Origin of the sequence: Paraburkholderia phenazinium (genome assembly GCF_900142845.1) — a bacterium.
In the GTDB taxonomy this organism is placed as follows: Bacteria; Pseudomonadota; Gammaproteobacteria; order Burkholderiales; family Burkholderiaceae; genus Paraburkholderia; species Paraburkholderia phenazinium_A.
In genome coordinates this window covers 3,505,903-3,529,467 of sequence record NZ_FSRU01000002.1, presented here as the reverse complement: position 1 = coordinate 3,529,467, position 23,565 = coordinate 3,505,903, and the positions used below count along the sequence as shown (strand labels likewise).

The 23,565-nt window shown below is 64.2% G+C and carries 21 protein-coding genes; 6 read left to right on the top strand and 15 right to left on the bottom strand.

Annotated features, from left to right (window positions below; translation table 11 throughout):
- The first annotated feature begins 282 nt into the window (after nucleotides 1-282).
- Nucleotides 283-660, top strand: a complete 378-nt coding sequence (locus BUS12_RS32925) for an ElaB/YgaM/YqjD family protein (RefSeq protein ID WP_074301441.1) — start codon at nucleotides 283-285, stop codon at nucleotides 658-660.
- A gap of 128 nt (nucleotides 661-788) precedes the next feature.
- Here the strand turns inward: BUS12_RS32925 and BUS12_RS32920 are convergent, their stop codons facing one another.
- The 7 genes from BUS12_RS32920 to pilM form a co-directional block, all read right to left on the bottom strand.
- Complete coding sequence (locus BUS12_RS32920) at nucleotides 789-1,964, bottom strand: deoxyguanosinetriphosphate triphosphohydrolase (protein ID WP_253190290.1); 1,176 nt, start codon at nucleotides 1,962-1,964, stop codon at nucleotides 789-791.
- A gap of 171 nt (nucleotides 1,965-2,135) precedes the next feature.
- On the bottom strand, nucleotides 2,136-3,212 hold the full coding sequence (gene aroB / locus BUS12_RS32915) for a 3-dehydroquinate synthase (RefSeq protein WP_074301440.1): 1,077 nt from the start codon (nucleotides 3,210-3,212) through the stop codon (nucleotides 2,136-2,138).
- Nucleotides 3,213-3,219: 7 nt separating this feature from the next.
- Nucleotides 3,220-3,771 (bottom strand): shikimate kinase, encoded by a 552-nt coding sequence (locus tag BUS12_RS32910; RefSeq protein WP_074301439.1) that lies wholly within the window; start codon nucleotides 3,769-3,771, stop codon nucleotides 3,220-3,222.
- Between the two features lie 95 nt (nucleotides 3,772-3,866).
- Complete coding sequence (gene pilQ / locus BUS12_RS32905) at nucleotides 3,867-5,498, bottom strand: type IV pilus secretin PilQ (protein WP_074301438.1); 1,632 nt, start codon at nucleotides 5,496-5,498, stop codon at nucleotides 3,867-3,869.
- Nucleotides 5,495-6,403: a hypothetical protein gene (locus BUS12_RS32900; RefSeq protein WP_074301437.1), complete on the bottom strand. Its 909-nt coding sequence runs from the start codon at nucleotides 6,401-6,403 to the stop codon at nucleotides 5,495-5,497. Before BUS12_RS32900 ends, pilQ begins: the two co-directional genes overlap by 4 nt.
- Nucleotides 6,400-7,077 carry a fimbrial assembly protein gene (locus tag BUS12_RS32895; RefSeq protein WP_216352741.1) on the bottom strand — a complete coding sequence of 226 codons (678 nt, stop codon included), beginning with the start codon at nucleotides 7,075-7,077 and terminating at the stop codon, nucleotides 6,400-6,402. The genes BUS12_RS32900 and BUS12_RS32895 overlap by 4 nt, the downstream gene beginning before the upstream one ends.
- Before the next feature lie 5 nt (nucleotides 7,078-7,082).
- Nucleotides 7,083-8,063 (bottom strand): pilus assembly protein PilM, encoded by a 981-nt coding sequence (gene pilM / locus BUS12_RS32890; protein ID WP_074301436.1) that lies wholly within the window; start codon nucleotides 8,061-8,063, stop codon nucleotides 7,083-7,085.
- Nucleotides 8,064-8,352: 289 nt separating this feature from the next.
- Between pilM and BUS12_RS32885 the strand changes: the two genes are divergently transcribed.
- The gene (locus BUS12_RS32885) at nucleotides 8,353-10,767 is read left to right on the top strand and encodes a penicillin-binding protein 1A (RefSeq protein ID WP_074301435.1); all 2,415 of its coding nucleotides are present in this window, start codon (nucleotides 8,353-8,355) and stop codon (nucleotides 10,765-10,767) included.
- Nucleotides 10,768-10,874: 107 nt separating this feature from the next.
- Here BUS12_RS32885 and cyaY read toward each other — a convergent pair whose 3' ends face one another.
- Complete coding sequence (cyaY, locus tag BUS12_RS32880) at nucleotides 10,875-11,192, bottom strand: iron donor protein CyaY (protein ID WP_074301434.1); 318 nt, start codon at nucleotides 11,190-11,192, stop codon at nucleotides 10,875-10,877.
- 35 nt (nucleotides 11,193-11,227) lie between these two features.
- On the opposite strand from cyaY, the gene lptM reads away from it, so the two are divergent.
- Nucleotides 11,228-11,557, top strand: a complete 330-nt coding sequence (gene lptM / locus BUS12_RS32875; protein ID WP_074301433.1) for an LPS translocon maturation chaperone LptM — start codon at nucleotides 11,228-11,230, stop codon at nucleotides 11,555-11,557.
- Nucleotides 11,558-11,566: 9 nt separating this feature from the next.
- Nucleotides 11,567-12,829 (top strand): diaminopimelate decarboxylase, encoded by a 1,263-nt coding sequence (lysA, locus tag BUS12_RS32870; RefSeq protein ID WP_074301432.1) that lies wholly within the window; start codon nucleotides 11,567-11,569, stop codon nucleotides 12,827-12,829.
- 21 nt (nucleotides 12,830-12,850) lie between these two features.
- Here lysA and msrQ read toward each other — a convergent pair whose 3' ends face one another.
- The 5 genes from msrQ to BUS12_RS32845 all read right to left on the bottom strand — a co-directional run bounded on the left by msrQ (nucleotide 12,851) and on the right by BUS12_RS32845 (nucleotide 18,927).
- On the bottom strand, nucleotides 12,851-13,546 hold the full coding sequence (msrQ, locus tag BUS12_RS32865) for a protein-methionine-sulfoxide reductase heme-binding subunit MsrQ (protein WP_171991744.1): 696 nt from the start codon (nucleotides 13,544-13,546) through the stop codon (nucleotides 12,851-12,853).
- Between the two features lie 11 nt (nucleotides 13,547-13,557).
- On the bottom strand, nucleotides 13,558-14,553 hold the full coding sequence (msrP, locus tag BUS12_RS32860) for a protein-methionine-sulfoxide reductase catalytic subunit MsrP (protein ID WP_074301431.1): 996 nt from the start codon (nucleotides 14,551-14,553) through the stop codon (nucleotides 13,558-13,560).
- A gap of 166 nt (nucleotides 14,554-14,719) precedes the next feature.
- A complete protein-coding gene (gene ccsB, locus BUS12_RS32855; protein ID WP_074301430.1) occupies nucleotides 14,720-15,934 on the bottom strand; it encodes a c-type cytochrome biogenesis protein CcsB in 1,215 nt (404 codons plus the stop codon).
- 4 nt (nucleotides 15,935-15,938) lie between these two features.
- A complete protein-coding gene (locus BUS12_RS32850; protein WP_074301429.1) occupies nucleotides 15,939-18,146 on the bottom strand; it encodes a cytochrome c biogenesis protein ResB in 2,208 nt (735 codons plus the stop codon).
- A gap of 127 nt (nucleotides 18,147-18,273) precedes the next feature.
- On the bottom strand, nucleotides 18,274-18,927 hold the full coding sequence (locus tag BUS12_RS32845; protein WP_074301428.1) for a c-type cytochrome: 654 nt from the start codon (nucleotides 18,925-18,927) through the stop codon (nucleotides 18,274-18,276).
- A 215-nt stretch (nucleotides 18,928-19,142) separates the two neighbouring features.
- Between BUS12_RS32845 and yihA the strand changes: the two genes are divergently transcribed.
- Both yihA and hemB read left to right on the top strand, forming a co-directional pair.
- Nucleotides 19,143-19,811, top strand: a complete 669-nt coding sequence (gene yihA, locus BUS12_RS32840) for a ribosome biogenesis GTP-binding protein YihA/YsxC (RefSeq protein WP_074301427.1) — start codon at nucleotides 19,143-19,145, stop codon at nucleotides 19,809-19,811.
- A gap of 254 nt (nucleotides 19,812-20,065) precedes the next feature.
- A complete protein-coding gene (gene hemB / locus BUS12_RS32835; RefSeq protein ID WP_074301426.1) occupies nucleotides 20,066-21,064 on the top strand; it encodes a porphobilinogen synthase in 999 nt (332 codons plus the stop codon).
- Nucleotides 21,065-21,292: 228 nt separating this feature from the next.
- Here the strand turns inward: hemB and dsbD are convergent, their stop codons facing one another.
- Together dsbD and cutA are read right to left on the bottom strand one after the other, a co-directional pair.
- Complete coding sequence (dsbD, locus tag BUS12_RS32830) at nucleotides 21,293-23,200, bottom strand: protein-disulfide reductase DsbD (protein WP_074301425.1); 1,908 nt, start codon at nucleotides 23,198-23,200, stop codon at nucleotides 21,293-21,295.
- Complete coding sequence (cutA, locus tag BUS12_RS32825; protein WP_074301424.1) at nucleotides 23,193-23,525, bottom strand: divalent-cation tolerance protein CutA; 333 nt, start codon at nucleotides 23,523-23,525, stop codon at nucleotides 23,193-23,195. The genes dsbD and cutA overlap by 8 nt, the downstream gene beginning before the upstream one ends.
- Nucleotides 23,526-23,565 lie beyond the last annotated feature (40 nt).

Below are 23,565 nucleotides of genomic sequence, written 5' to 3'. Positions count from 1 at the left end.
AGACTAAGGGTAGACGAGTTTTGGGGGCTTGAACAATGCCGTCATGCATTCATGGCGGCATTTTCGTTTGTATGGCGGCGAAAGCTTCCCGAACAGGGCTCCGCGGCCAGCCGCTTTGTAAATTTGACCAGCGTGAAGCCGCCTGCGATGCAAATTGTGCCGCCGCAAACGTGTGTTGAATGGCGGGAACGCCGCCCGGCGTGTGGCACCGAAGTTGCGTGGCATGGGGTTTCCCGCCCGATTCAAGCGGGACCTCTTTGACTTTTCAACGACGGAGCGACCATGACTGCACTACCGAACACGCGAGACGCCCTCGGCGAATCCTGGACCTCGACGAGCCGCCGTGCGCGCCGCATCGCGCGCCATAGCCGCCACGCGGCCGAAGACATTGCCACCGAACTGCGCTCACTGATGTCGGAACTCGAAGACACGCTGGCCGACGGCACGCAAGCCGACGCTGCGGCGCTGCGCGCCCAGTTGAGCAAGCGCCTGGAAGTGGCACGTACGCGCCTGAACGATACCCGCGAAGCCGTGCGCCAGCGCGCCGAAGTCGCGCTCTCGGACGCCGACGATTACGTGCACGAAAACCCGTGGCAGACAATTGCAATCGTGGGCGGCATTGCCCTGATTGCGGGTGCATTGTTTGCACGGGCTCGCTGAGCTTGAGCTGAGGGGCCTCTCGACTGAGAGGCCTTTGGCGCACGGTCGGCGCGGGTACTTGTGCGGGCTGGGTGCGGGTCCGGCCCGCTGGTGCTCACGGCCTGGTGTTCGTGGCCCAACGCCCGCGGTCAATTATCCGCGATCACGAACAGACGCTGGTATTCCTTGAGCGCGTAGCGATCGGTCATGCCCGCGATGTAATGGGCGATCAGCCGCGGCTGGACCGCCGCATCCGCTGACTGGTACGACGGCGGCAGCAGCCGCGAATCGTCGGTGAACGCATCGAACAGGCCGATCACCACGCGGCGCGCCTTGTTCGCCATGCGCATCACGCGATAGTGGCGATACAGGTTCTTGAACAGGAAGCGCTTGAGAGCCGCCGCCTGCGCGGCCACCGCTTCGCTATGTGCGACCAGCGGCGGCGCGGCACGCACGGCGTCGAGCGAAGCCGGTGCGTGCTCGAGCAGATTGCGGGTGGTCGTTTCGATCAGATCGACGATCAGCGTATTGATGATGCGGCGCACCGTCTCGTGAATCAGCCGGCGTCCTTCGATGTGCGGATAATCGCGGCGCGCCGCCTCGTAGTGCGTCTGCCACAACTCGACTTCAGCCAGTTGCTGGACCGTCAGCAGCCCGGAGCGCAATCCATCGTCGACGTCGTGATTGTTGTACGCGATCTCGTCCGCGACGTTCGCGATCTGCGCCTCGATGGACGGTTGCCGCCCGTCGAGGAAGCGCTCGCCGAGTGCGCCGAGCCGCCGCGCATTTTCCCGCGAACAATGCTTGAGGATGCCTTCGCGCGTTTCGAAACAGAGGTTCAGGCCATTGAACGCACCGTAGTGCTCTTCGAGATCGTCGACCACCGCGAGGCTCTGCAGGTTGTGCTCGAAGCCGCCATGCTCCCGCATGCATTCGTTGAGCGCGTCCTGACCGGCATGGCCGAACGGCGTATGGCCGAGGTCGTGGGCGAGTGAAATGGCTTCGACCAGATCCTCGTTGACTCGCAGATTGCGGGCCACGGAACGCGCGATCTGCGCCACTTCCAGACTGTGCGTGAGGCGGGTGCGAAACAGATCGCCCTCGTGGTTCACGAACACCTGCGTCTTGTATTCGAGGCGGCGGAACGCGGTGGAGTGGACGATGCGGTCGCGATCGCGCTGAAACTCGGTGCGCGCGCTGGGCGGCGCTTCGGCATGGCGGCGACCGCGGGATTGCGACGCGCGCGCCGCATAAGGCGCGAGATGGGCTTCGAGCGCGGCGAGATTGGGAGTGACGGGAAGTGCCGGCTGCGCGCCCGCAGACACAGCGCCGCTCGAAGTATTCAGGGTTTCGCTACGCGTTTCACTCACCGGCTTCTCCGAATCAAGGACCACACCCGGTATGCACCGCCGTGGCGCTGCCAGGAAAGCACCGGGCCACCCAGACTTCCCTGGTCTCGGCCGGGTGCCCGGCCCGAAGCGCCGGGTTCGGGTCGCTCAGACCGCAGCCGCTAGCGTGGCATGCACGGCGGCGTCAGGTGCCGGGCCGATCAGCGTCTCACCAAAACGCTTCAGCAGGATGAATTTGATTTCGCCCGCTTCGGCTTTCTTGTCGACGCGCATCAGGTCGACATAGCGGGACTCGCCCAGCGCAGGCGCGCGTGTGGGCAAATGCGCGGCCTTGATCACGTCGACGAGACGCCGGCGCGCCGCTTCGTCCAGATGACCGAGGCGCACGGACAGGTCGGCCGCCATCACCATTCCGCATCCTACTGCTTCGCCATGCAGCCATTCGCCGTAGCCGAGCCCGGCTTCGATCGCATGACCGAACGTGTGACCGAAATTGAGAATCGCACGCAGACCGCCTTCGCGTTCGTCTGCCGCGACGACCGACGCCTTGATCTCGCAGGAGCGCTTGACCGCTTCTGCAAGGGCTTGCGGCTCGCAACGGTTCAAGGCCTCGACATTCGCTTCGATCCACTCGAAGAAAGCGGCGTCCGCAATCGCACCGGTCTTGATGACTTCCGCGACACCGGCGGCCAGCTCACGCGCCGGCAGCGTACGCAACGCGCCGATGTCCGCAATCACGGCTTGCGGCTGGTAGAACGCGCCGATCATGTTCTTGCCGAGCGGATGGTTGATACCGGTCTTGCCGCCCACCGACGAATCGACCTGCGACAGCAGCGTAGTCGGCACCTGGATGAACGGCACGCCGCGCATATAGCAGGCGGCGGCGAACCCGGTCATGTCGCCGATCACCCCGCCGCCCAGCGCGATCAAGGTGGTCTTGCGGTCGGCCCGCGCGCCCAGCAGGGCGTCGAAGATCAGATTCAGCGTGTCCAGATTCTTGTAGGCCTCGCCATCGGGCAGCACGACCGTGGACACCTGCTTGCCGAGCGGCGCGAGCGCCGCACGCAAGGTGTCGCCGTAGAGCGGGTCGACGGTGGTGTTGGTGACGATGGTGATGGACGAACCGGCGATATGCGGTGCAAACAGCGCCGTCTGGCCGATCAGGTCGGCGCCGATATGGATGGGATAGGCGCGGTCGCCCAGTTCGACTTTGACGGTAATCATGCTTGCATTATGACGCAGGATGTTTGGCGACGCCGGCCATCTCGAGCTGCATCAGGACCATGTTGACGAGGCCGTTGACCGACGGCCGGCCGGTTTCGATGACGAAATGCGCGCACTCGCGGTAAAGCGGATCGCGCACCTCGTAGAGCTCCTCCAGACGCGCTTTGGGATCTTCGGTCTGCAGCAGCGGGCGATTCTTGTCGCGCCGCGTGCGCAACCACAGATCGTGCGGGTTGGCGCGCAAATAGACGACCACGCCGTTGTTTTGCAGCGCCAGGCGGTTTTCCGGCCGCAAAACGGCGCCGCCGCCCGTGGCCAGCACGATATTCTGCTGCAGGGTGAGGTCGGTGATCACATGCGATTCGCGGTCGCGAAAGCCCGCCTCGCCCTCGAGTTCGAAGATGACAGGGATGCGCGCGCCCGTGCGCACCTCGATTTCATGGTCGGAATCGAAGAACGGACGATCCAGCCGGCGCGCCACCGCGCGGCCCACGGTGGTCTTGCCTGCCCCCATGAGCCCTACAAAAAATACATTGGCGTGTGCGTCCCGCGCTTGCAACGGTGTCCTCTGGCTAATCCGGTATGGTTCGTGCCGCAGCTTACTGGCAAAGCGACTGCCTTGTCGAGCCTGCGGGCCGCGGCTGCGGCAGGCGCTCAATTCGTCTGCACAACGCGCGGCGTGATAAAAACGACCAGCTCGCTGCGTTGGTCGCGGTGTGCCCGATGACGAAAAAATGCGCCCAAAAGGGGTATTTTGCCCAGGAGTGGCACTCGCGTCACATCATCCCGGTCATCTGTGGCATAGATTCCGCCGATCGACACAGTCCCGCCGTCCTCCACCTCGACGCGCGTCTGCACGTGCTTGGTGTTGATGGCCGGCCCCGCGGCGGTCTGCTCGCCGACGCTGTCCTTGGCGATATCGAGGTCCAGCACCACCCGCCCGTCCGGCGTGATCTGCGGCTCCACCTCCAGTTTCAGGCTTGCGCGGCGAAACTGCACGCCCGAGACGCCCTGGCCGACTTTCGCCTGATATGGCAGTTCGGTGCCCTGCTCGACGATCGCTTTCATGCGGTCCGCGGTCACCACGCGCGGGCTCGAGACCGTTTCACCGTGCCCCTCCGCTTCCAGCGCGCTCAATTCTATATTGAGCAGGCGCGTGGCCTGGGCGGCGAACAGCGTCAGGCCGACCGTGGCGGCGTCGAACCCCGACAGGGGCCCCGCCGCCAGATCGTAGACGGTGCCGTCCTTGCCACCGGCAATCCCGGTGGCCGTGCCGCCGCCATCCACGCCCGCCGCGGCGAGCGACAGCCGCACGCCCAGGTTACGCGAAAAACCCTGCTCCCCTTCGACGATACGCGCTTCGATCAGCACCTGGCGCGACGGCCGGTCGATCGACGCCAGCAGCTCGGCAATTTGCGCGAGACGCGCCTCCAGATCCGTGACGAACAGCAGATTGGTGCGCACATCCGCCATCGCCGCACCGCGCTTCGACAGCACGCGCTGGCTTCCGGAGCCGGTCAGCAGGCGCCGCACGTCTTCGGCGTGCGCGTAGTGCAGCTCGAAGGTACGGCTCGCGAGCGGCTCCAGATCCGCGACCCGCGCATGCGCCTCGAAGCGCTGCCGCTCGCGCGCCGCCAGATCCGCCAGCGGCGCGACCCAGATCACGTTGCCGTGCCGCTCCATGGCGAGGCCGTTGACGTCGAGCAAGGTGTCGAATGCGGTACGCCACGACACCTTGTCGAGCCGCAGCGACACCGTGCCGCGAACCCGGTCGCTCGCGACGATATTCAGGCCCGTGAACTGCGCGAACGCGTTCAGCACCGCACCCAGCTCGGCGCGCTGGAAATTCAGCGAAATGGGTTTATCGGGCGCGAGACCGTCGTCGATCGCGCGGCTCGATGCGTCGCCCAGACGCTGCGCCGGGGCGAGCGGTACGGGCGGCCCTTCGAGTGTGCCGGCGGCGGGCGATTCGGCGTGCGCCGCTACGGCGCGTGTTGCCGTCAGCGGCGTGCCCTCGAGCGGCGTGCCCTCGAGGTCGTCGCTTGTCACGCTTGTCGCTCTCTGCGGGGTTTCGGCTGACGGCGCTTCGTCCGCCGAGTCGGTGCGCAGAAACGGGTTGGGTACATCGACGGCCAGACTGCGCGGCAACGGCGGCGCGTCGTATGGCGCTACCGCATCGTCGGACGGCATGACGACGGGCAACGGTGGCAACGACGCGTGCGCTGCGCCCGCGACGAAAACAGCGCAGCCGATTGCCTGCCGGATTCGCTCGGATGCCGTCGTCATGAGGCCTCCGTCAATGCAAGCGTGCGCGTACCGAGACGATTGGTCAGCGTGATGCTGAGCGCATCCATGCCCATGACGAGATCGTCGCCCACCCGCTGCCCTTGCTCGACCGTGGCCGCGCCATCAGGCGTTTCGAGCAGCGCGAGGCCGCGCATCCGGTCGCGCAACAAACCGGCGAGGCGCAGCAGGCCCATGTCCGCTACGTCGCCATCCGCTTGCGGCTGACGTAAGAACGGGTCGTAGAACACCACGTCTTCATCGTCGGCGTCCATGTCTTCGTCGACGATGGGCTCGGGGCTCGCCGCGGCGGGAGTCAGGTCGGCAAACACGTGCAGGCTCGCGCTAACCAGCAGTCCGCCCGCGCTGCGCTTCACGGTGACGTCTTCAGGCACGGCGAGTATCGGCAAGTCGGACAGGCCGCGCAGAAACACCATCAGGTGCAGGAAATCGGCCTGGACGGTGAGATGCATCGACCGCGTGGCATCCGCACTCGCGCCGGTTCCCGTATCGGGCGCGAGCGTCAGCAACGTCACGCCGCTGCGAACCGCGAGCAGCGACATCAGACGCGCGTCGTCGGCAGGCGTCCACTGGGCCGGCTCCTGAGCGTTCGAGGTAGCCGCGGCATGGCGGCGCAGCGCGGGCAACTGGGCGAGCGCCTGCTGCGCCTGCGCCAGCTTGTGCTGCGCATCGGAGATCGCCGTGCGGCTCGCCTGCACGCCGGCCAGATCCACGGAGATCCAGCCGTTGGTGCCGATAGCGAACACGAGCGCTGCAATCAGACATCCGGCCAGAAAGCGGCGCCGGCCGCTCCACGCCTCCAGCGGCAAGCGAATGCGGTTCATCCAGTGCAAGGCGCGCGAGGTCTGATTCGCGGTCGCGGCGTGAGGGGCAAACAAGGTACTCATCGTGCACCTCGCGGCTTGTCGGTTTCGCGTTTATGTGCGCGCGCAGACGCCACCGCCTGCACCACTTCTTTCAAGGGCTCGTCCCACCGCAACCGGGCGGCAAACTCAACCGGACCGCTGCCGATCGCTGAAGCGTCATGTCCGGTCCTTGCCAACGGATGCAGGTCGGCGACCTCGGAGCTCTTCACGCCGCGAATCGTGCTCAATTGCTTGAGCCAGACCGCGGACGCAACGGGGTCGGTGGACGTCGCCAGCAACTCCGTCTCATGTGCATGCTGTCTTAACTGCTGCAGGACGACGCCATCGGCGGGCACCCGGCTTAGCGTATCGAGCAGATCGAGCAGTCGCGTCAAGGGTGCGGACAACGCGACTGCCCGCGCGCCCCGTTTGCCCTGCTCTTCAGCGTCGTGCCGGAGTCGCGCCAGCTCGGCGAGCGGCACCGCGAGGGCCGCCAGTTCGCGTTCGCTCGCCGCGCGCTGCGCATCGAGCCGCGAGCGCTCAAACATCTGCCAGCCCGCTACCGCCAGCACCGCCGTGCAGCCGATCAACGCCGCGCCCAGCCATTCGAGCAGACAGCACCGCCGGGCGAGGCGCGCGTCGCGTTGCCGGTAGGGCAGCAAGTTGAAGCCGCCGATCCAGACCGGGTGTCCAGCCGTTCCCATGCGCGAATTCATCCAGCTCATTCCATCACCCCGCGCAAGGCAAGACCAAACGCCACCGCACAGGTCGGCTCGTACAGCAGGTCGGCGCAGAGCGAGCGCGCGCAGTCACCCAGGGACCGGCACTCGAAAGGCAGCACGGAACAGCCCAGCACATCGCCGATATCCGCGACAGAAAAGCCCACCCCGTCGAGCAACTCGAGTTCTCCTCCGAGCAACGCACAGTCAAACTCGGGGCCGCCGACGAGGTCGCGTAACGCATCCGCGAGATCCGCATGCTCGGGCGCCGGGTAGTGCATGTCGGCAGTCACCGCCTCGTCGTCGATACGCCAGCCGTACACACCGTCCGCACCAATCCAGATAGCCGCGTAACTCTCATGGGGCTCCAGTTCTAGCATGGCCGCGTGGCGCAGCGCGCGTAACGCGGCATGCGGTTCACCGTCGATCGCGGTCAAGGTGACGCCGGCCGCGGCCGCGCACTCGATGCGCGCCTCCAGATGCTGGCGGGCCGCCGTCGCAATCGCGACGGACGCTGCACGGCTCGGCGCGCCGTCAATGAACCAGTCGACCGCCAGCGCGTGACGCTCGATCCCCGCCATCCGTTCCGCTTCCACAAGCACCGCCGGCTCCAGCCCCGCGAGCGTCGCGCCGCGCGCTACCGCGAGCTCGCCTGCGGCGCCGAACCGTGCAAGCGGCACGCTCGACATCAGCGTCGCCGAACCCGGCAGCGCCATCGCGCAACGCAGTGTGTGGGACGCACACGCGCGTGGCAGATCCGCGAACACTTCGCGCATTGCACGAGTCACGGCAGTGCGATCCACGATCTCTCCCCCTGCCATCGCGCCGGCAGCGAGCGGCACAGCCCCGAGGTACTCGATGCGCATCTGCTCGCCCATACGCAAGCGCTGACTCAACACCACGAGCTTCACCGCCTCGCGACTCACGTCGATTCCTGCAGCAAAACGCCGCACCTTCACAAGCAACGTACTTTTAATCGCCATCCTGCCTCCCTTCACACACACAAAGCCTGCGACACACGCGACAAATCGTTCGACCGCGCGGACCCAGCGCCCACCCTGACGTGGCGCTTTCCTGTGAAGACAATTGTGCGCAGCCGAAGCCGCGGGCGATATTCGGCCGAATGGCTAACGTGAAGGTCTCGATCCCCGATGCGACATCAAAGCGTCTACAGTAGGGTCATCCCCCGCACGGCGCGACGGTTGACCGTAAGCATGCCGAAAGCCGATGGGCCAGACGGCTATAATCGCGGGACTGTTTTTTGGTGTTCATATGCAATCTTCGTCCCCTACGTCCCCGCCGCCCGCGCCGCAGAAGCGCAAACGTCCGTTGTGGCTAAAGCTCGTTCTGGCGCTGGTAGGTCTGATGTTTGCCGGCGTCGCGTGTGCCGGACTCGTGCTCGGCTATGCGCTCGTGGTGGCCACGCCGAATCTGCCTTCGCTCGACGCGCTCACGGACTACCGTCCGAAGGTGCCGCTGCGCATCTATACGGCCGACCACGTGCTGATCGGCGAGTTCGGCGAAGAGCGGCGCGACGTCGTGCATATCCAGGATGTGCCCGACAATCTGAAGAAGGCCGTGCTCGCCATTGAAGACGCGCGCTTCTACGATCACGGCGGCGTCGACCTGACCGGGATCGCGCGCGCCGGCTTCGTCGCGCTGACCAACGGTCACGCCACGCAGGGCGCCAGCACGATCACCATGCAGGTGGCGCGCAACTTCTTTCTGTCGAGCGAAAAAACCTACACGCGCAAGATCTACGAGATGTTGCTCGCGTACAAGATCGAGTCGAAGCTGACGAAAGATCAGATTCTCGAGGTCTACATGAACCAGATCTATCTGGGTCAGCGCGCCTATGGTTTCGCGAGCGCGGCGCGGGTGTATTTCGGCAAGGACATGAAGGACCTCACGCTCGCCGAATCCGCGATGCTCGCCGGTCTGCCCAAAGCGCCCTCGGCCTATAACCCGGTCGTCAATCCGAAGCGCGCGAAGGTTCGTCAGGAGTACATCCTGACTCGCATGCTCGAGTTGCACTACATCACGCAAGAACAGTACGACACGGCAAGCAGGCAACCGCTCGCCGTCAAGGGCGCCGGCAAGGAATTCAGCGTGCATGCCGAGTACGTCGCGGAAATGGTTCGTCAGATGATGTACACGCAGTTTCACGAAGAGGCCTACACACGCGGGCTGAACGTCGTGACGACGATCGACTCCGCCGACCAGGATGTCGCGTACCGGTCGCTGCGCAAGGGGCTGATGGACTACGAACGGCGTCACGGCTATCGCGGTCCGGAAGCGTTCATCGACTTGCCTGCCGACGCGGACGAACGCGAGCAGGCGATCGACGACGCCTTGCTCGAACACCCGGACAACGGCGAGATCATCGCGGCGGTCGTCACCACCGCGAATCCGAAGCAGGTCGAGGCAACCCTCGCCGACGGCAACGTTGCGACGCTGCAAGGCGATGGCCTGCGCTTCGCCTCGTTCGCACTCGGCCCCCGCGCGCAGCCGAATCAGCGCATCCGTCCGGGTGCGATCATCCGCGTCTTCAGGGGCGACGACGGCAACTGGGCGATCACGCAGTTGCCCCAGGTGGAAGGCGCCTTCGTTTCGGTCATACCGCAAGACGGCGCGATCCGCGCGCTGGTGGGCGGGTTCGACTTCAACAAGAACAAGTTCAACCACGTCACCCAGGCATGGCGGCAGCCCGGTTCGAGCTTCAAGCCGTTTATCTATTCGGCGTCGCTGGAAAAAGGCCTCGGGCCGGCCACGGTGATCAACGACGCGCCGCTCTTCTTTAGCGCAGCCGAAACCGGCGGCCAGGCATGGGAACCGAAGAACTACGGCGGCGGCTTCGACGGTCCCATGACCATGCGCACCGCGCTGCAGAAATCGAAGAACCTCGTGTCGATCCGCATCCTCAACCAGATCGGTCCGAAGTACGCACAGGGTTACATCACCCGTTTCGGCTTCGATGCGGACCGCCATCCGGCCTATCTGCCGATGGCGCTCGGCGCCGGGCTCGTCACGCCGCTGCAGATGGCGGGCGGTTTTTCGGTGTTCGCCAACGGCGGCTATCGGATCAACCCGTACCTGATCGCGGAGGTGACCGATCAGCGTGGCGTCGTCGTGGCGCAGGCCAAGCCGCTCGTCGCCGGGCAAAGTGCGCCGCATGCGATCGACGCACGCAATGCCTACGTCATGAACAGCCTGCTGCAAAGCGTCGCGCAGCGCGGCACCGGCGCAAAATCCAATGTCCTGAAGCGCACCGATCTCGCCGGCAAAACCGGCACGACCAACGATTCACGCGATGCGTGGTTTGCGGGCTACCAGCACACGCTCACCGCAATCGCATGGATCGGCTACGACAATCCGCGCAGCCTCGGCGACAAGGAAACCGGCGGCGGGCTCGCCTTGCCGGTGTGGATCGATTACATGAGTAAGGCCCTGAAGGGCGTGCCGGAATACAAGATGCCGATGCCCGACGGCGTCGTCACGCTCGGCGACGAACTGTATTTCAACGACTTCACGCCGGGCAACGGATTCGTGGCGACGGTCGGCGTGAGTCAGGCCGATCTCGACGCGAACGCAAGCAATGCAGCTTCCGGCGCGGCGGATGCGCCGGCACCGGAGCAGGTCGGCGAACAGGAAAAGCAGGACATCATGAACCTGTTCCGCGGCCACTAGGCCATGGGTTAGAAGGCTAGCTACGCACCGGGAACGCGTCGCGCAGCGGCGCCAGATGCTTCACAGGCGCCTGCGTCAGGCGAGGCCCGTGGCGTCAGGCCAGCCGCCTACGCTTCGAAGTGAACCGGCTCGCCCGCCTGCTGCGTCGCATACTCGGACAGTGCAGCGAAAAACTCCGTGCCGTTGCGGGTGTCGCGCCATGCGTCGTCGGTGAAACGGAAATGGAAACCGCCCGCCTTGGCGGCGATCCAGATTTCGCGCATCGGCGGCTGCAGGTTGACGATAATCTTCGTGCCGTTCTCGAATTCGAGCGTCAGAACATTGCCGCTGCGCTCGAATTCGATATCGGCTTCGATATCGTCCAGTGTGCGTTCGACGGCCGCGAGCGCAGCCTCGGCACGGGTCAGGTATTCGCTATCGGACATGCTAAACTCCAACGATCATTTTTTCAGGGACAGTCATGCGAGTCGTTTCTCGGATGCGCGCAATTGCGCCCGGCGCGATTGTAGCGGCATTGGTCATTCTCGCAGGTTGCGCGCTCGGCGGCTGCGGACAGCGCGGAGCGCTCTACATGCCAACCGTGCCGCCATTGCCGGCCAAACCCACCGACGAGACCCAGGCGCCGTCGCCTGACGCAGCGAAACCCGATTCCGAAGCAGCATCCGGCGCGGTACCCGACACGTCCGGCACGCCGTTGACGCTGTCGCCGGAAAGCGAACTCCGTACCGTACCCGACGCCGCGGCGTCCGCACCGCAACAGCCGGCCTCCGGTAGCACCCCTGCTCAATAAGACCTTCGCATGACTCGATCCGCATTTGCCTATGTCGACGGCGTATTGCACGCTGAAGGCGTGTCCGCCGTCTCCCTCGCCGAGCAGTTCGGCACGCCGCTGTACGTCTATTCGCGTGCTGCATTGACCGAGGCATGGCAAGCCTACGCCGGAGCCTGTGCCGGCCGCCGCGCCACCGTGCACGTCGCCGTCAAGGCAAACAGCAATCTGGCTGTGCTGAACGTGTTCGCGCGGCTTGGCGCGGGCTTCGATATCGTCTCGGGCGGTGAACTGGCACGCGTGCTGGCCGCCGGCGGCAAGGCCGAAAGCATCGTATTTTCCGGCGTCGGCAAGAGCGCCGAAGAAATGCGCGAGGCGCTCGAAGCAGGCGTCAAGTGCTTCAACGTCGAATCGATTCCCGAGCTCGACCGTCTGAACGCCGTTGCCGCTTCGGCGGGCAAAACGGCGCCGGTATCGCTGCGCGTGAATCCTGACGTCGACGCGAAAACGCATCCGTATATTTCCACCGGCCTGAAGTCGAACAAGTTCGGCGTCGCGTTCGACGAAGCGCGCGCCACCTATCGCGCAGCCGCCGCCATGACGCATCTCGAGGTGGTAGGGATCGACTGCCATATCGGCTCGCAGATCACCGAAGTCGCGCCGTATCTCGACGCGGTCGACAAGCTGCTCGAACTGGTCAAGCAGATCGAAGCAGACGGTTTGACGATCCGTCATATCGACGTAGGCGGCGGACTCGGCATCACCTATGACGACGAAACGCCACCGGACATCGGCGAGTTCGTGCGCACGGTGCTCGACCGCATCGAAGCACGCGGCCATGGGCATCGTGAGGTGTATTTCGAGCCGGGCCGCTCGCTGGTCGGCAATGCCGGCATTCTGCTCACGCGCGTCGAGTTTCTGAAGCCCGGTGCGGAGAAGAACTTTGCCATCGTCGACGCCGCCATGAACGATCTCGCGCGCCCGGCCATGTACGAGGCATACCACGGCATCGAAGCGGTAGTGAAGCGCGACACGCCGGCGCACGTGTACGACGTGGTGGGTCCGGTCTGCGAAAGCGGCGACTGGCTCGGCCGCGAACGGCTGCTGGCGATCGAGCCGGGCGATCTGCTTGCCCTGCGTTCGGCCGGCGCGTACGGTTTCGTGATGAGCTCGAACTACAACACGCGTGCGCGCGCGGCCGAGGTCATGGTCGACGGCGATAAGGCGTATGTGGTCCGCGCACGCGAAGAGGTCAAGCAGTTGTTCGCCGGCGAGACCATCCTGCCGGCTTGAGCGCGCGAAGCAGGAACGCCCTCACCTGTTCCGCGCCGACACCGCCCGACGCTCGCGCAACCACACAAGCAGACGCCAGCCCAGCAGCGCCACCATGATCGCGCCGTAGATCTTCGGCAACAGCAGATCGTGCTTGCCCGATTTCATCCACCAGAAATGCAGGATCGCGAGCACGCCGATGGCGTAGATCGCGCGGTGCAGCGTCTGCCAGCGGCGTCCCAGCTTTCTCGCCATGGCGCGCGGCGAGGTGACGGCCAGCACGATCAGCAGCACGAACGCCGCGAAGCCGACCATGATGAACGGCCGTTTGCCGATGTCCTTCAGGATCGCGGCCACGTCGAACCATTTGTCGAACCACAGATAGGTGGTGAAGTGCAGCGTGGCGTAGAAAAACGCGTACAGACCGAGCATGCGCCGAAACCGCACTAGCGCGCCGATGCCGGTCAGCCGCCGCAGCGGCGTCACCGCGAGCGTGATGCACAGAAACACCAGCGTCCACAGACCGGTCGAGCGCGTGATGAACTCAATCGGATTGGCGCCGAGCCGGTCGGTCAAGCCGAACAGCACGATGCGCGCGAGCGGATACCACGCCGCCACGAACACGGCGATCTTCGCCGGCGCCACCCAGCGCGCCCCCGCGGCGGGAGGACGCTTCACCGCGGACGGCTGACGCGGCGAAGCGGGTTCGGACACGGTTGGGGTGTCGGAGGAGGCCATCGCGATTCCCGTCAGAAGTTCTTCTTCAGGTCCATGCCCTGATAGAGCGAGGCAACCTGATCGCCGTAACCGTTGAACATCAACGTCTTTCGCTTCGGCGTGAAAAAGCCGTCTTCGCCGATCCGCCGTTCCGTGGCCTGGCTCCAGCGCGGGTGGTCGACGTTCGGATTTACGTTCGAGTAAAAGCCGTATTCGTTCGGCGCGTAAGTGTTCCAACTGGTGGCAGGCTGCTTGTCGACAAAGCGGATCTTCACCAGCGACTTGCCGCTCTTGAAGCCGTATTTCCACGGCACGATGATCCGCAGCGGCGCACCGTTCTGGTTGGGCAGCACCTCGCCGTACAGGCCCACGGTCAGCAAGGTCAGCGGATTCATCGCCTCGTCCATGCGCAACCCTTCGGAGTACGGCCAGTCCAGGATCGGCGTCGACAGGCCCGGCATCTGCGACGGGTCCGCGAGCGTGATGAACTGCACGTATTTGGCGTTGCCATTGGGCTGCGCGCGCTTGATGAGCTCCGACAGCGGAAAGCCGATCCACGGCATCACCATCGACCAGCCTTCGACGCAGCGGTGCCGGTACACGCGCTCCTCGAGCGGCGCCAGCTTCAACAGATCGTCGATGTCGTACACCTTGGCGTTCTTCACCTCGCCTTCAACACTGACCCGCCACGGATGCGGGCGCAAGGTGCCGGCGTTCTGCGCCGGATCGCTCTTGTCGGTGCCGAACTCGTAGAAGTTGTTGTAGGTGGTAATGTCTTTGTAAGAACTTACCTTATCCTGCGCGACGAATTTCGGATTGGTCTTCGCCGCCAGCTTCGCGCCCTTGGCATCGGGTGAGGTGTACATGGCAAACGCCTCGCCGCTCACGCCCATCAGGCCACCTGCCGCCAGCGCACCGGCGGCTCGCAGCACACGCCGCCGGCTCTCGTACACGCGTTGCGGCGTGATTTCGCTGCGGGCGATATTGTCGCCCTGCAATGCAATCCTGTCGGTCCGCTTGATCCACATGATGCCGCTCCTGCTGGCCCCTACGGGCCACGTTGATGATCGTTCGACTACTCGCCACCCGTACTGTTCTAACGAACACGCCGGATGCATAGATATTCCCGCGCCAACGAAAAAACCGCCGGTGCAGAGCACCCGGCGGTTCTTTGTCGGTTCAGAACGGCGAATATTACAGCTTGCCGTAGCTATGCAGCCCGGAGAGGAACATGTTGACGCCGAGGAACGCGAACGTCGTCACCAGCAGGCCGGTCAGCGCCCACCATGCGGCGACGGCGCCGCGCAGGCCCTTCATGAGCCGCATGTGCAGCCAGGCCGCGTAGTTCAGCCAGACGATCAGCGCCCAGGTTTCCTTCGGATCCCAGCTCCAGTAGCCGCCCCAGGCTTGAGCGGCCCACAACGCGCCGAGGATCGTGGCAATGGTGAAGAACGCGAAACCGACCGCGATCGACTTGTACATCAGGTCGTCGAGCACGTCGAGCGGCGGCAGGCGGTCGGCCAGCATGCCGTTCTCTTTGACGAGATAGGCTACACCCACCATTGCCGACAACGCAAAGCTGCCGTAGCCGATGAAGTTCGCGGGCACGTGGATCTTCATCCACCAGCTTTGCAGCGCCGGCACGAGCGGCTGGATCTGCTGCGCGTCGCGCGAGATCGAGTACCACATGAGGAAGCCGACCGCGGCGCTGATCACCAGCAGCACGAACGCGCCGAGCGCGCGGGTGTTGTAGTGCTGCTCGTAGTACAGATAGAAGAGCGCGGTGATCAGGCTGAACAGCACGAACACTTCATAGAGGTTCGAGATGGGAATATGGCCGACGTCCGCGCCGATCAGGTACGACTCGTACCAGCGGACCATCAGGCCCACGAAACCCATCAGCACGGCGGCCCAGGTCATCTTCGAGCCGATCGCGGCGCCGGTGGGCGAACGCGACAGCAAGCTGATCCAGTAGAACAGCGTGGCCAGTACAAACAGCGCGCTCATCCACAGGATGGCGGACTGGCTCGAGAGGAAGTATTTGAGGAAGAACGCGCTATCCGCCCGCGCCAGGTCGCCCTGATAGACCTGGATCGCAAACAGCGACAGCACCGCGATACTCGCAATCAGGAGCCGCACCGGTTTCCAGCGCCAGCCGAGCGTGACGAAGACCGGCACCGCGCACACCAGCACCAGCTTGTCGTAGTAGTTCATGAACGGGTGATAGCGCGACAGCGCGAAACCCGCGCCCGCGACCATCGCCAGAGCGAACAGCCAGTCGAATGCGCCGAGGCGCCTGAAGAAAGGCCGCTCGTCGAGCAGCCCCAACTGCTGCACCGCATTGTCCGGCGCGTTCTTGGCCGGCGCGCCGCCGCGCGAAGGGGATGAGGAAACCTGAGTCAAGTCCATGATCTTACCGGGTCGAATCTTGTGAGCCTGCGGACGATGCTGCACCTGGGGCGCCGGCCTTGCCGGTTGCGTCAGTGGGTTGGGCACCCAGCACGGCGCCGACAGCGTCGCGCGTTTGGGCAAACTCCTTGTCGAAGTCGAACGTCTTGCGCGCGCTCGACATCGCCATCACGACGTTCGTACCGTGACCGGTATCTTTGATCCAGAACCACAGGCGCCGTTCGCGGACGTAGAACATCGAGAAGATGCCCAATACGAGGAGCAGGCTGCCAAGATACACGACTTTTTTGCCCGGCGCGCGCGTCAACTGAAATACCGAAGCTTGCACCTGCCTGAATGAGTCGAGCTGTAAATAGACGGGCGAACCATACAAAAAGCTGTCGGAAATGGCGTTGATCGAGCTCTGGATGAACAGGCTGGTGTCCGCCGACGGCGTCGCGTCCGGCTCGCCGGCCTGCTCCCGGGCCAGTTGCCACAAGTCCCACGTCGAGCCTTCGAGCATGCGCAGCAGCAGCGAGGCCGCTTTTTCCTGCTCGCCCTTGGGCACCGAACGGTCGATGAACGCCGCGATCGCCTGGAAGCCGCCTATGTTCTGGCCGCCCTGCATGATGCCGACGCTGCTATCGCCGGCGGCAAAGAGGGTCAACACGCGCAGCGCGCTTTCTTCGAGGTGTTGCTGCAGTTCCGGGTTGGACGACGGCACCGAGCGCAACGCGAAGCGGTGCGCAGCGGCGGCGCGCAGGGCCGGATTCTCGAGCGTGGCGCGCAGGTTCATCCACTCCTTGACCGTGCCGCCCTGATCGGCGGGAATGCGCAGATAGCGGAACGGATCGTCCGGGTTGACGCGCATGCCGGCAAGGAACATCTTCTCGCCGCTCACGTCGACCGGCAGCATGTAGTTGTTGTACTCGCGCGCCTGACCGTCCTTGCCGCGCACCTTGTACTGTACCGACGGGCCGACGTTGTGCAGGTCCAACGGCTTCGAAGTCTTGGCGCCCGAGCCGAGCCGCTCGTCGAACGCTTCCTTCAGCGTCTGATGGGCGACCCCGCGTGCGTCATTGGCGCCGCTCCCGTTCGAGATGTTTTCGACGTTGATGGCGCGAAAATCCGCGAATTCGATGGTCTGGCCGTCAGCGCCGGGTACGGCGTTGCCCAACGGCGCCGAGTTGCCGATCGTGCCGCCGAACGGCGCGGTCTTCGCACTGGTGCCCGTCATCGGATAGGCGGTCATCTGCATCTGCGAGCCGCCGTCCTGGAAGCTCGACTGGTAAATCGACACACCGTCGTACTCGAACGGCTTGTTCACTTCGACACGCGCCGGAATCTTCGCGCCGGTCTTGTGGTCGATCACGACGATGTCGCTCGCGAACAGCTTCGGCATGCCCGTTGAGTAGTAATCGACGATGAACTTGTTCAACTGGATCGAGAACGGCAGGTCCTGGATCAGCGAGCCGTTCGGCTGGTTCAGGATCGCCGTCGAGACATGCTCGCCTTCGGGCACCCACGCGTAACCGCGGAAGGTCGGGTTCGACTCCGACAGACGGTGCTCAGGCGCAATGTCGCTGATCACGGTGTTGCTGTTGATGGGCGTCTTGTTGAACATCCACATCTGCAGCTTGATGGGCAGATTGCTGTCGAGCAGGCCGCCCAGACAGATGATGACGATCGCAAGGTGAGCCGAGATATAGCCGAGCTTGGTGAGCGCCCCGCGCTTGGCGGCGATCAGCGTGGCGCCCTCCGATTCACGCGTCACGAACTTGTAGCCGAGCCGCCCCGACAGTTTCGCCAGCGTGGCCGTGGCCTCTGCGCGCGTACCGCTCACCGCGAACTCGCCCTTGTGATGGAAGGCGCGCAGGCTCGATTCGCGGACCTTGTCTTTCCAGCTCTTCATGTCGGCGATCATCTTCGGCGCGTTGCGGATCACGCACAGCGACACCGAGACCATCAGGAAGCCGAGGATCAGCATGAACCACCAGGCGCTGTACACGGTGTACAGGCTCAGCGAGCGGAAGATGTCCGCCCAGAAAGGGCCGAACTGATTGACGTAGTTGGGGTACGGGTCGTCCTGGGTGAGGACGGTGCCGATGATGCTGGCAATCGACAGAATCACCAGCAGCGCGATGGCAAAACGCATCGAACTCAACAACTCGATGGCCCGACGCATGGACCGCTGGCCCGACTTGACTTCAATACCCGACGTGGTGACGCTCATTCACACTCCGACAGAACAGCAAAAAAGGGTGAAAGGCCGCCGCTGACGCACGAAGCGCACGACGCCATCACCCTTTTCTTGTTTTTCACCGGCCTCGCTGGGCCGGTTGCACTTGCGTGCGGACTTCTTAATGCAAGCCCGCGATGTAATCCGCCACGGCCTTGATGTCGCTATCCGACAGCCGCGACGCAATGGTATGCATGGGATCGCTGTTGTTGCGCGCGCCCGGGCCCTGCGTGAACGCGGTCAGTTGCGCCACCGTGTAGTCCGCCCACTGCCCCGACAGACGCGGATACTGCACCGGGATGCCCTGGCCGGTCGGCCCGTGGCAACTCGCGCACGCCGGCACAGCCCGTTCGGCGATGCCCGCGCGATAAATCTTTTCCCCCAACGGGACGGTGTTCTTGTTGTGTGCGTAACCCGGCTTCGGCGTCTGTGCCGCGAAATAGGCGGCGACGTTCACCATGTCCTGATTGGACAGCGGCGCGGCCATGGCCGCCATAATCGCATTATTGCGAGCGGGCTGCTTGGCGCCTGGCTGGGTTTTGAAATCCATCAACTGCTTGACGAGATATTCGGGATGCTGGCCGGCCAGCTTGGGATAGGCCCCGCCGGCGCTATTGCCATCGGCACCGTGACACGACGCGCAAACCTGCGTCGCAATGGCTTGTCCCCGGTTGATGTCCGGTTTTCCCGGATCTGCTGCTCGCGCCTGAACTGCTAAACCTGAAAGACCTGCCGCTACTTGAAACACCATCAGAGCTTTGCACAGTCGATTCATTCGCACACCCTGTTTCGTCTTGTGGGAATTAGAGGTTCTGCAAAACGACGGCGACCGATCTACCGCAGAGGCACGCGCGCTGGCCCCTCCTCAGGTCTTCAGTAAATTCAGTAAACCGTCGTATTGTACAATAACTCGCTAATCGCTTAGACGCCAGTCGGGCTTGACCCGTCCCCACTCCGGGTTCCCCGGCGTCTCATATCCTGGTTCCCCCCATGTCTTCCTTCCTGCTCCACCAATCGCGCTTCTTTACGACCGTCAATCACCTGCGTGATCTGCCGGCCACCCCGCAACCCGAAATCGCGTTTGCCGGGCGCTCGAATGCGGGCAAGTCGACGGCCATCAATCTGCTGTGTAACCAGAAGCGTCTCGCCTTCGCCAGTAAGACGCCGGGACGCACGCAGCATATCAACTACTTCTCGGTGGGGCCGGCGGCGGAACCGGTCGCGCATCTGGTGGATCTGCCCGGGTACGGCTATGCGGAAGTGCCGGGTGCCGCCAAGGCGCATTGGGAAGCGCTGCTGTCGAGCTACCTGCAATCGCGCTCGCAACTGCGCGGCATGATTCTGATGATGGATTCGCGCCGGCCGCTGACCGACCTGGACCGGACGATGATCGAGTGGTTCGCGCCGACCGGCAAGCCGATCCACACCTTACTGACGAAGTGCGACAAATTGACGCGCCAGGAGAGCATCAATGCGCTGCGGGCCACCCAGAAGGGTCTGGCCGAATATAGCGCGGCCGGCTACCAGGGAGAATTGACCGTCCAGCTGTTCTCGGCCCTGAAACGGGTTGGCCTGGACGAGGCTCACGAACTGATCGAAAGCTGGCTGATCCCCAAGGATACAGCCGGTACGGACGACGCAGCCGCCGCTGCCGAGTAAGCCACGCCGAGGTCAGGCTCGGGCTCGGTCTGGGCCCTATTTCTTTCGCGCGCCCATAAAAAAACCCGCCGCTACTGACGGCGGGCCAAACAGCCTAATCGAAAAACGACAGGCACCCGCTCAGGGAGGAGAAGCGGGGAGGTCAGCGCTAGGCGCCTTGCTCGATCGGTATGATATACCATTGTCTCAAAAAGAGCTTCCAGCAGGCGGAGGCAGGCGTTCCTGTCATCTCCACGATACCCACGACATCCGATATGAGCTTCTATCCGCATCACCGTCCGCGCCGTATGCGCCGCGACGACTTCTCGCGCCGCCTCATGCGAGAAAACATCCTGACCACCAACGACCTGATCTATCCCGTGTTCGTCGTCGAAGGCACCGACGTGCGGCAAGCCGTGCCGTCGATGCCGGGCGTCGAGCGCGTCTCGGTTGATCTGCTGATGGGCGTGGCCGAACAGTGCGTCGAACTGGGCGTGCCGGTGCTGTCGCTGTTTCCGGCTATCGAACCGTCGTTGAAGACCCCGGATGGCCGCGAGGCCACCAACGAAGCGGGTCTGATTCCGCGCGCCATTCGCGAACTGAAAAAGCGCTTTCCCGAACTGGGCGTGCTCACCGACGTCGCGCTCGATCCGTACACGAGCCACGGCCAGGACGGCGTGCTCGATGAAGCGGGTTATGTGATCAACGATGAGACCGTCGATATTCTCGTCGAGCAGGCCCGGGCTCAAGCGGAAGCGGGCGTGGATATCGTCGCACCGTCGGACATGATGGACGGGCGCATCGGTGCGATCCGCGAAATGCTCGAGAGCGAGGATCACATTCACACGCGAATCATGGCCTATTCGGCCAAGTTCGCGTCGGCCTTCTACGGTCCGTTCCGCGATGCCGTGGGTTCCGCGACGAACCTCGGCACGGGCAACAAGATGACCTATCAGATGGACCCGTCGAACTCCGATGAAGCGCTGCGCGAAGTGCGCGCGGACATCGAAGAAGGCGCGGACATGGTGATGGTCAAGCCCGGTATGCCGTACCTCGATATCCTCCGGCGTGTGAAGGACGAGTTCCGCTTTCCGACCTACGTCTATCAGGTGAGCGGCGAGTACGCGATGCTGAAGGCCGCAGCACAAAACGGCTGGCTCGATCACGACAAGGCAATGATGGAATCGCTGCTGGCGTTCAAGCGAGCCGGTGCGGATGGCGTGCTGACGTATTTCGCACTGGACGCCGCGCGGATCTTGCTGGCGCAGAAGTAGTGTAGCGAGGCGCGCGTTTTCTGCGCTTCGTGATGTGTGAATGCAGGTGCAGGCGTGGGTCGGGCGGCTGACGTGTGAAGAACGCTCGGGCGCCGGTCAGGCAACTGCCCGTTGATGAAGCGGAGGCGCTGTTTCCAGCGCCTCCGCTTTTTTATGGCTGTGTGTTTGCCGGCGGCCGACGTCACTATTCCGCCAGGCCAGGGCCGCCGGGCGAGACGCCAACCCAGGTTACGACTGAGGCGGAGTGGGAAGCCGGTCGAGGCTATGCAAAAAGGTATCAGCCGACTCGTAACCCACCACGCGCAGAACTTCGGCGCCGCTTTGATCGAAGAAGATGATGCCCGGCGGCCCGAAGAGCTTGAATCGCTTCAGCAGCGTCTGGTCATCCGGATTATTGGCCGTGACATCCGCGCGCAACAGGTTGAGCTGCTGCAGCCTTGCATGCACGCGCGGGTCGCTGAAGGTGAACTTCTCCATCTCCTTGCAGCTCACGCACCAGTCCGCATAGAAATCCAGCATGGCCGGCTGGGCGGACGTTTTCACGGCCTCGTCGAGCTGGGCCGAAGAACGCACCGGGGCAAACGTCAGGCTGTCAGCCTGGGAGGCATTTGATGCCTCTGATGGCGTACCCGCCGTGCCGGCTACACCACCGCGCGCGGCCAGGACCGCGAGCGGCTTCAGCGGATCCGACGATCCGGCCGCCAGTCCCACCAACAAAACCGCGGCCCAGATGGTCAGCGCGACGCCCAGTCCGCGGCCAAGCCGGCGCCACACCGAACTCGGGCCGGCGGGCGGCGAGAACAGACCCAACGCGGCCGCCGCGACCAGCAGCCACAGCGCGCTCAGCAACATCTGCGCGACCGCGCCCAGCACCGGCCAGACGATCCACAATGCGGCAGCGAGCAGCACCACGCCGAAAAAGACCTTCACGCCATCCATCCACGCGCCCGCGCGTGGCAAAAATGTGCCGGCGCCCAGACCGATGATCAGCAGCGGAACGCCAAGCCCGATGCCCATAGAAAACAGTGCGGCGCCGCCCAGCACTGCGTTGCCGGTATGCGCAATAAACGCGAGAACGGCGAATAGCGGCGCCGTCATGCAGGCACCGACAACCAGCGCCGACAACGCCCCCATCGCCGCTACGGCCGCGAATTTGCCACCGGAACGCCCTTGCGACGCACGCGACGCCCCGTCTTGCCAGCGCTGCGGCAAGGCGATGTCGTAACCGGCAATGAGCGTCACGGCGAACACGGCGAGCAGCACGCCGAACGCGCCCAGCACCCAGGGATTCTGCAGCCACGCGCCGAGGCTTTGTCCGACCAGTGCCGCCGCGATGCCGAGCACCGTATAGACCAGCGCCATACCGATCACGTAGGCGAGCGAGAGCGCGAAGCCCCGCCGGCGCGTTACCCGCGCGCCTTCGCCGATGATGATCGCCGACAGGATCGGGATCATCGGATACGAACATGGCAGCAGGCTCAGCACAGCGCCCACGACGAAGAAAACACCGACGATCGCCAGGAAGCTGCCGCCTTGCAGCAGGGACTGCGCATAGTCGGCGCTGGTGGTGCGCTCATACCAGGAGGATGAATTGGCGGTACCGTTCGGCGCCGGCTGCGCGGTCTGCGCGGTCTGTGCCGCCGCCGGTGCGGGATTCGTGCTGGCCGGATGCAGCGCGACGCCGTCCACGTGGTAGACGCGCTCCATTGGCGGATAGCAGATCCCCGCGTCCGCGCAACCTTGGGAGGTCACCGCCAGATCGAACGGCCCCGCCGCATCTTTCACCGGAATGCGGATCGTCAAGTCGTTCCGGTAGGTTTCGACGTTTTTGCCGAACGTCTGATCGAACTTGATGTGACCAGCCGGCAACCGCGGATCGCCGATCGTCACGGTGCCGTTGCGGGTCGCGAACGCGAAACGCTCCCGATACATGTAGTAGCCGTCCGCAATCTTGTAGTGGACGACAACTTCGCCCGGCTGCTCGGTGGCGCTGAACTTGAAGGCGACCGCCGGATCGAGAAAATCATCGTCGGCGCGCGCCACGCCCGCGGACATCAGAACCACCAACAGGCAGGAGACAAACAGGACGGCCGCGCGCAGCGTGTCGCGCCCCCCTCGGTGCAGAGCGTTAAACATGAACAGGGCGTTGGGTTTCAGCAATGACCCACTGGCCGTAGGCCGCGGACGCGGTGGCTTGCCAGCAGAGGATTTCGGGTGTGTCGTACGGGTGGTGCTTCTGGATGAACTGCTCGAGCTCAGGGGCTCGTGCGATGCTCGTTTTGAAGAGCATCTGAATCTCATCCGCCGACTCGAGCTTGCCTTGCCAGTGATAGGTCGAGTGCACGGTGCCTTGCTGGCTGACACATGCAGCAAGACGTGCATCCAGTACCTGTGCTGCGAGCGTCTGCGCCGTCTCCAGGTCGGGCACCGTCGTCAGGATCAACGTCACATTCGAACTCACAGACCGCTCCGGCAGGGTAGAACAGGGTTGCCGCTATCCT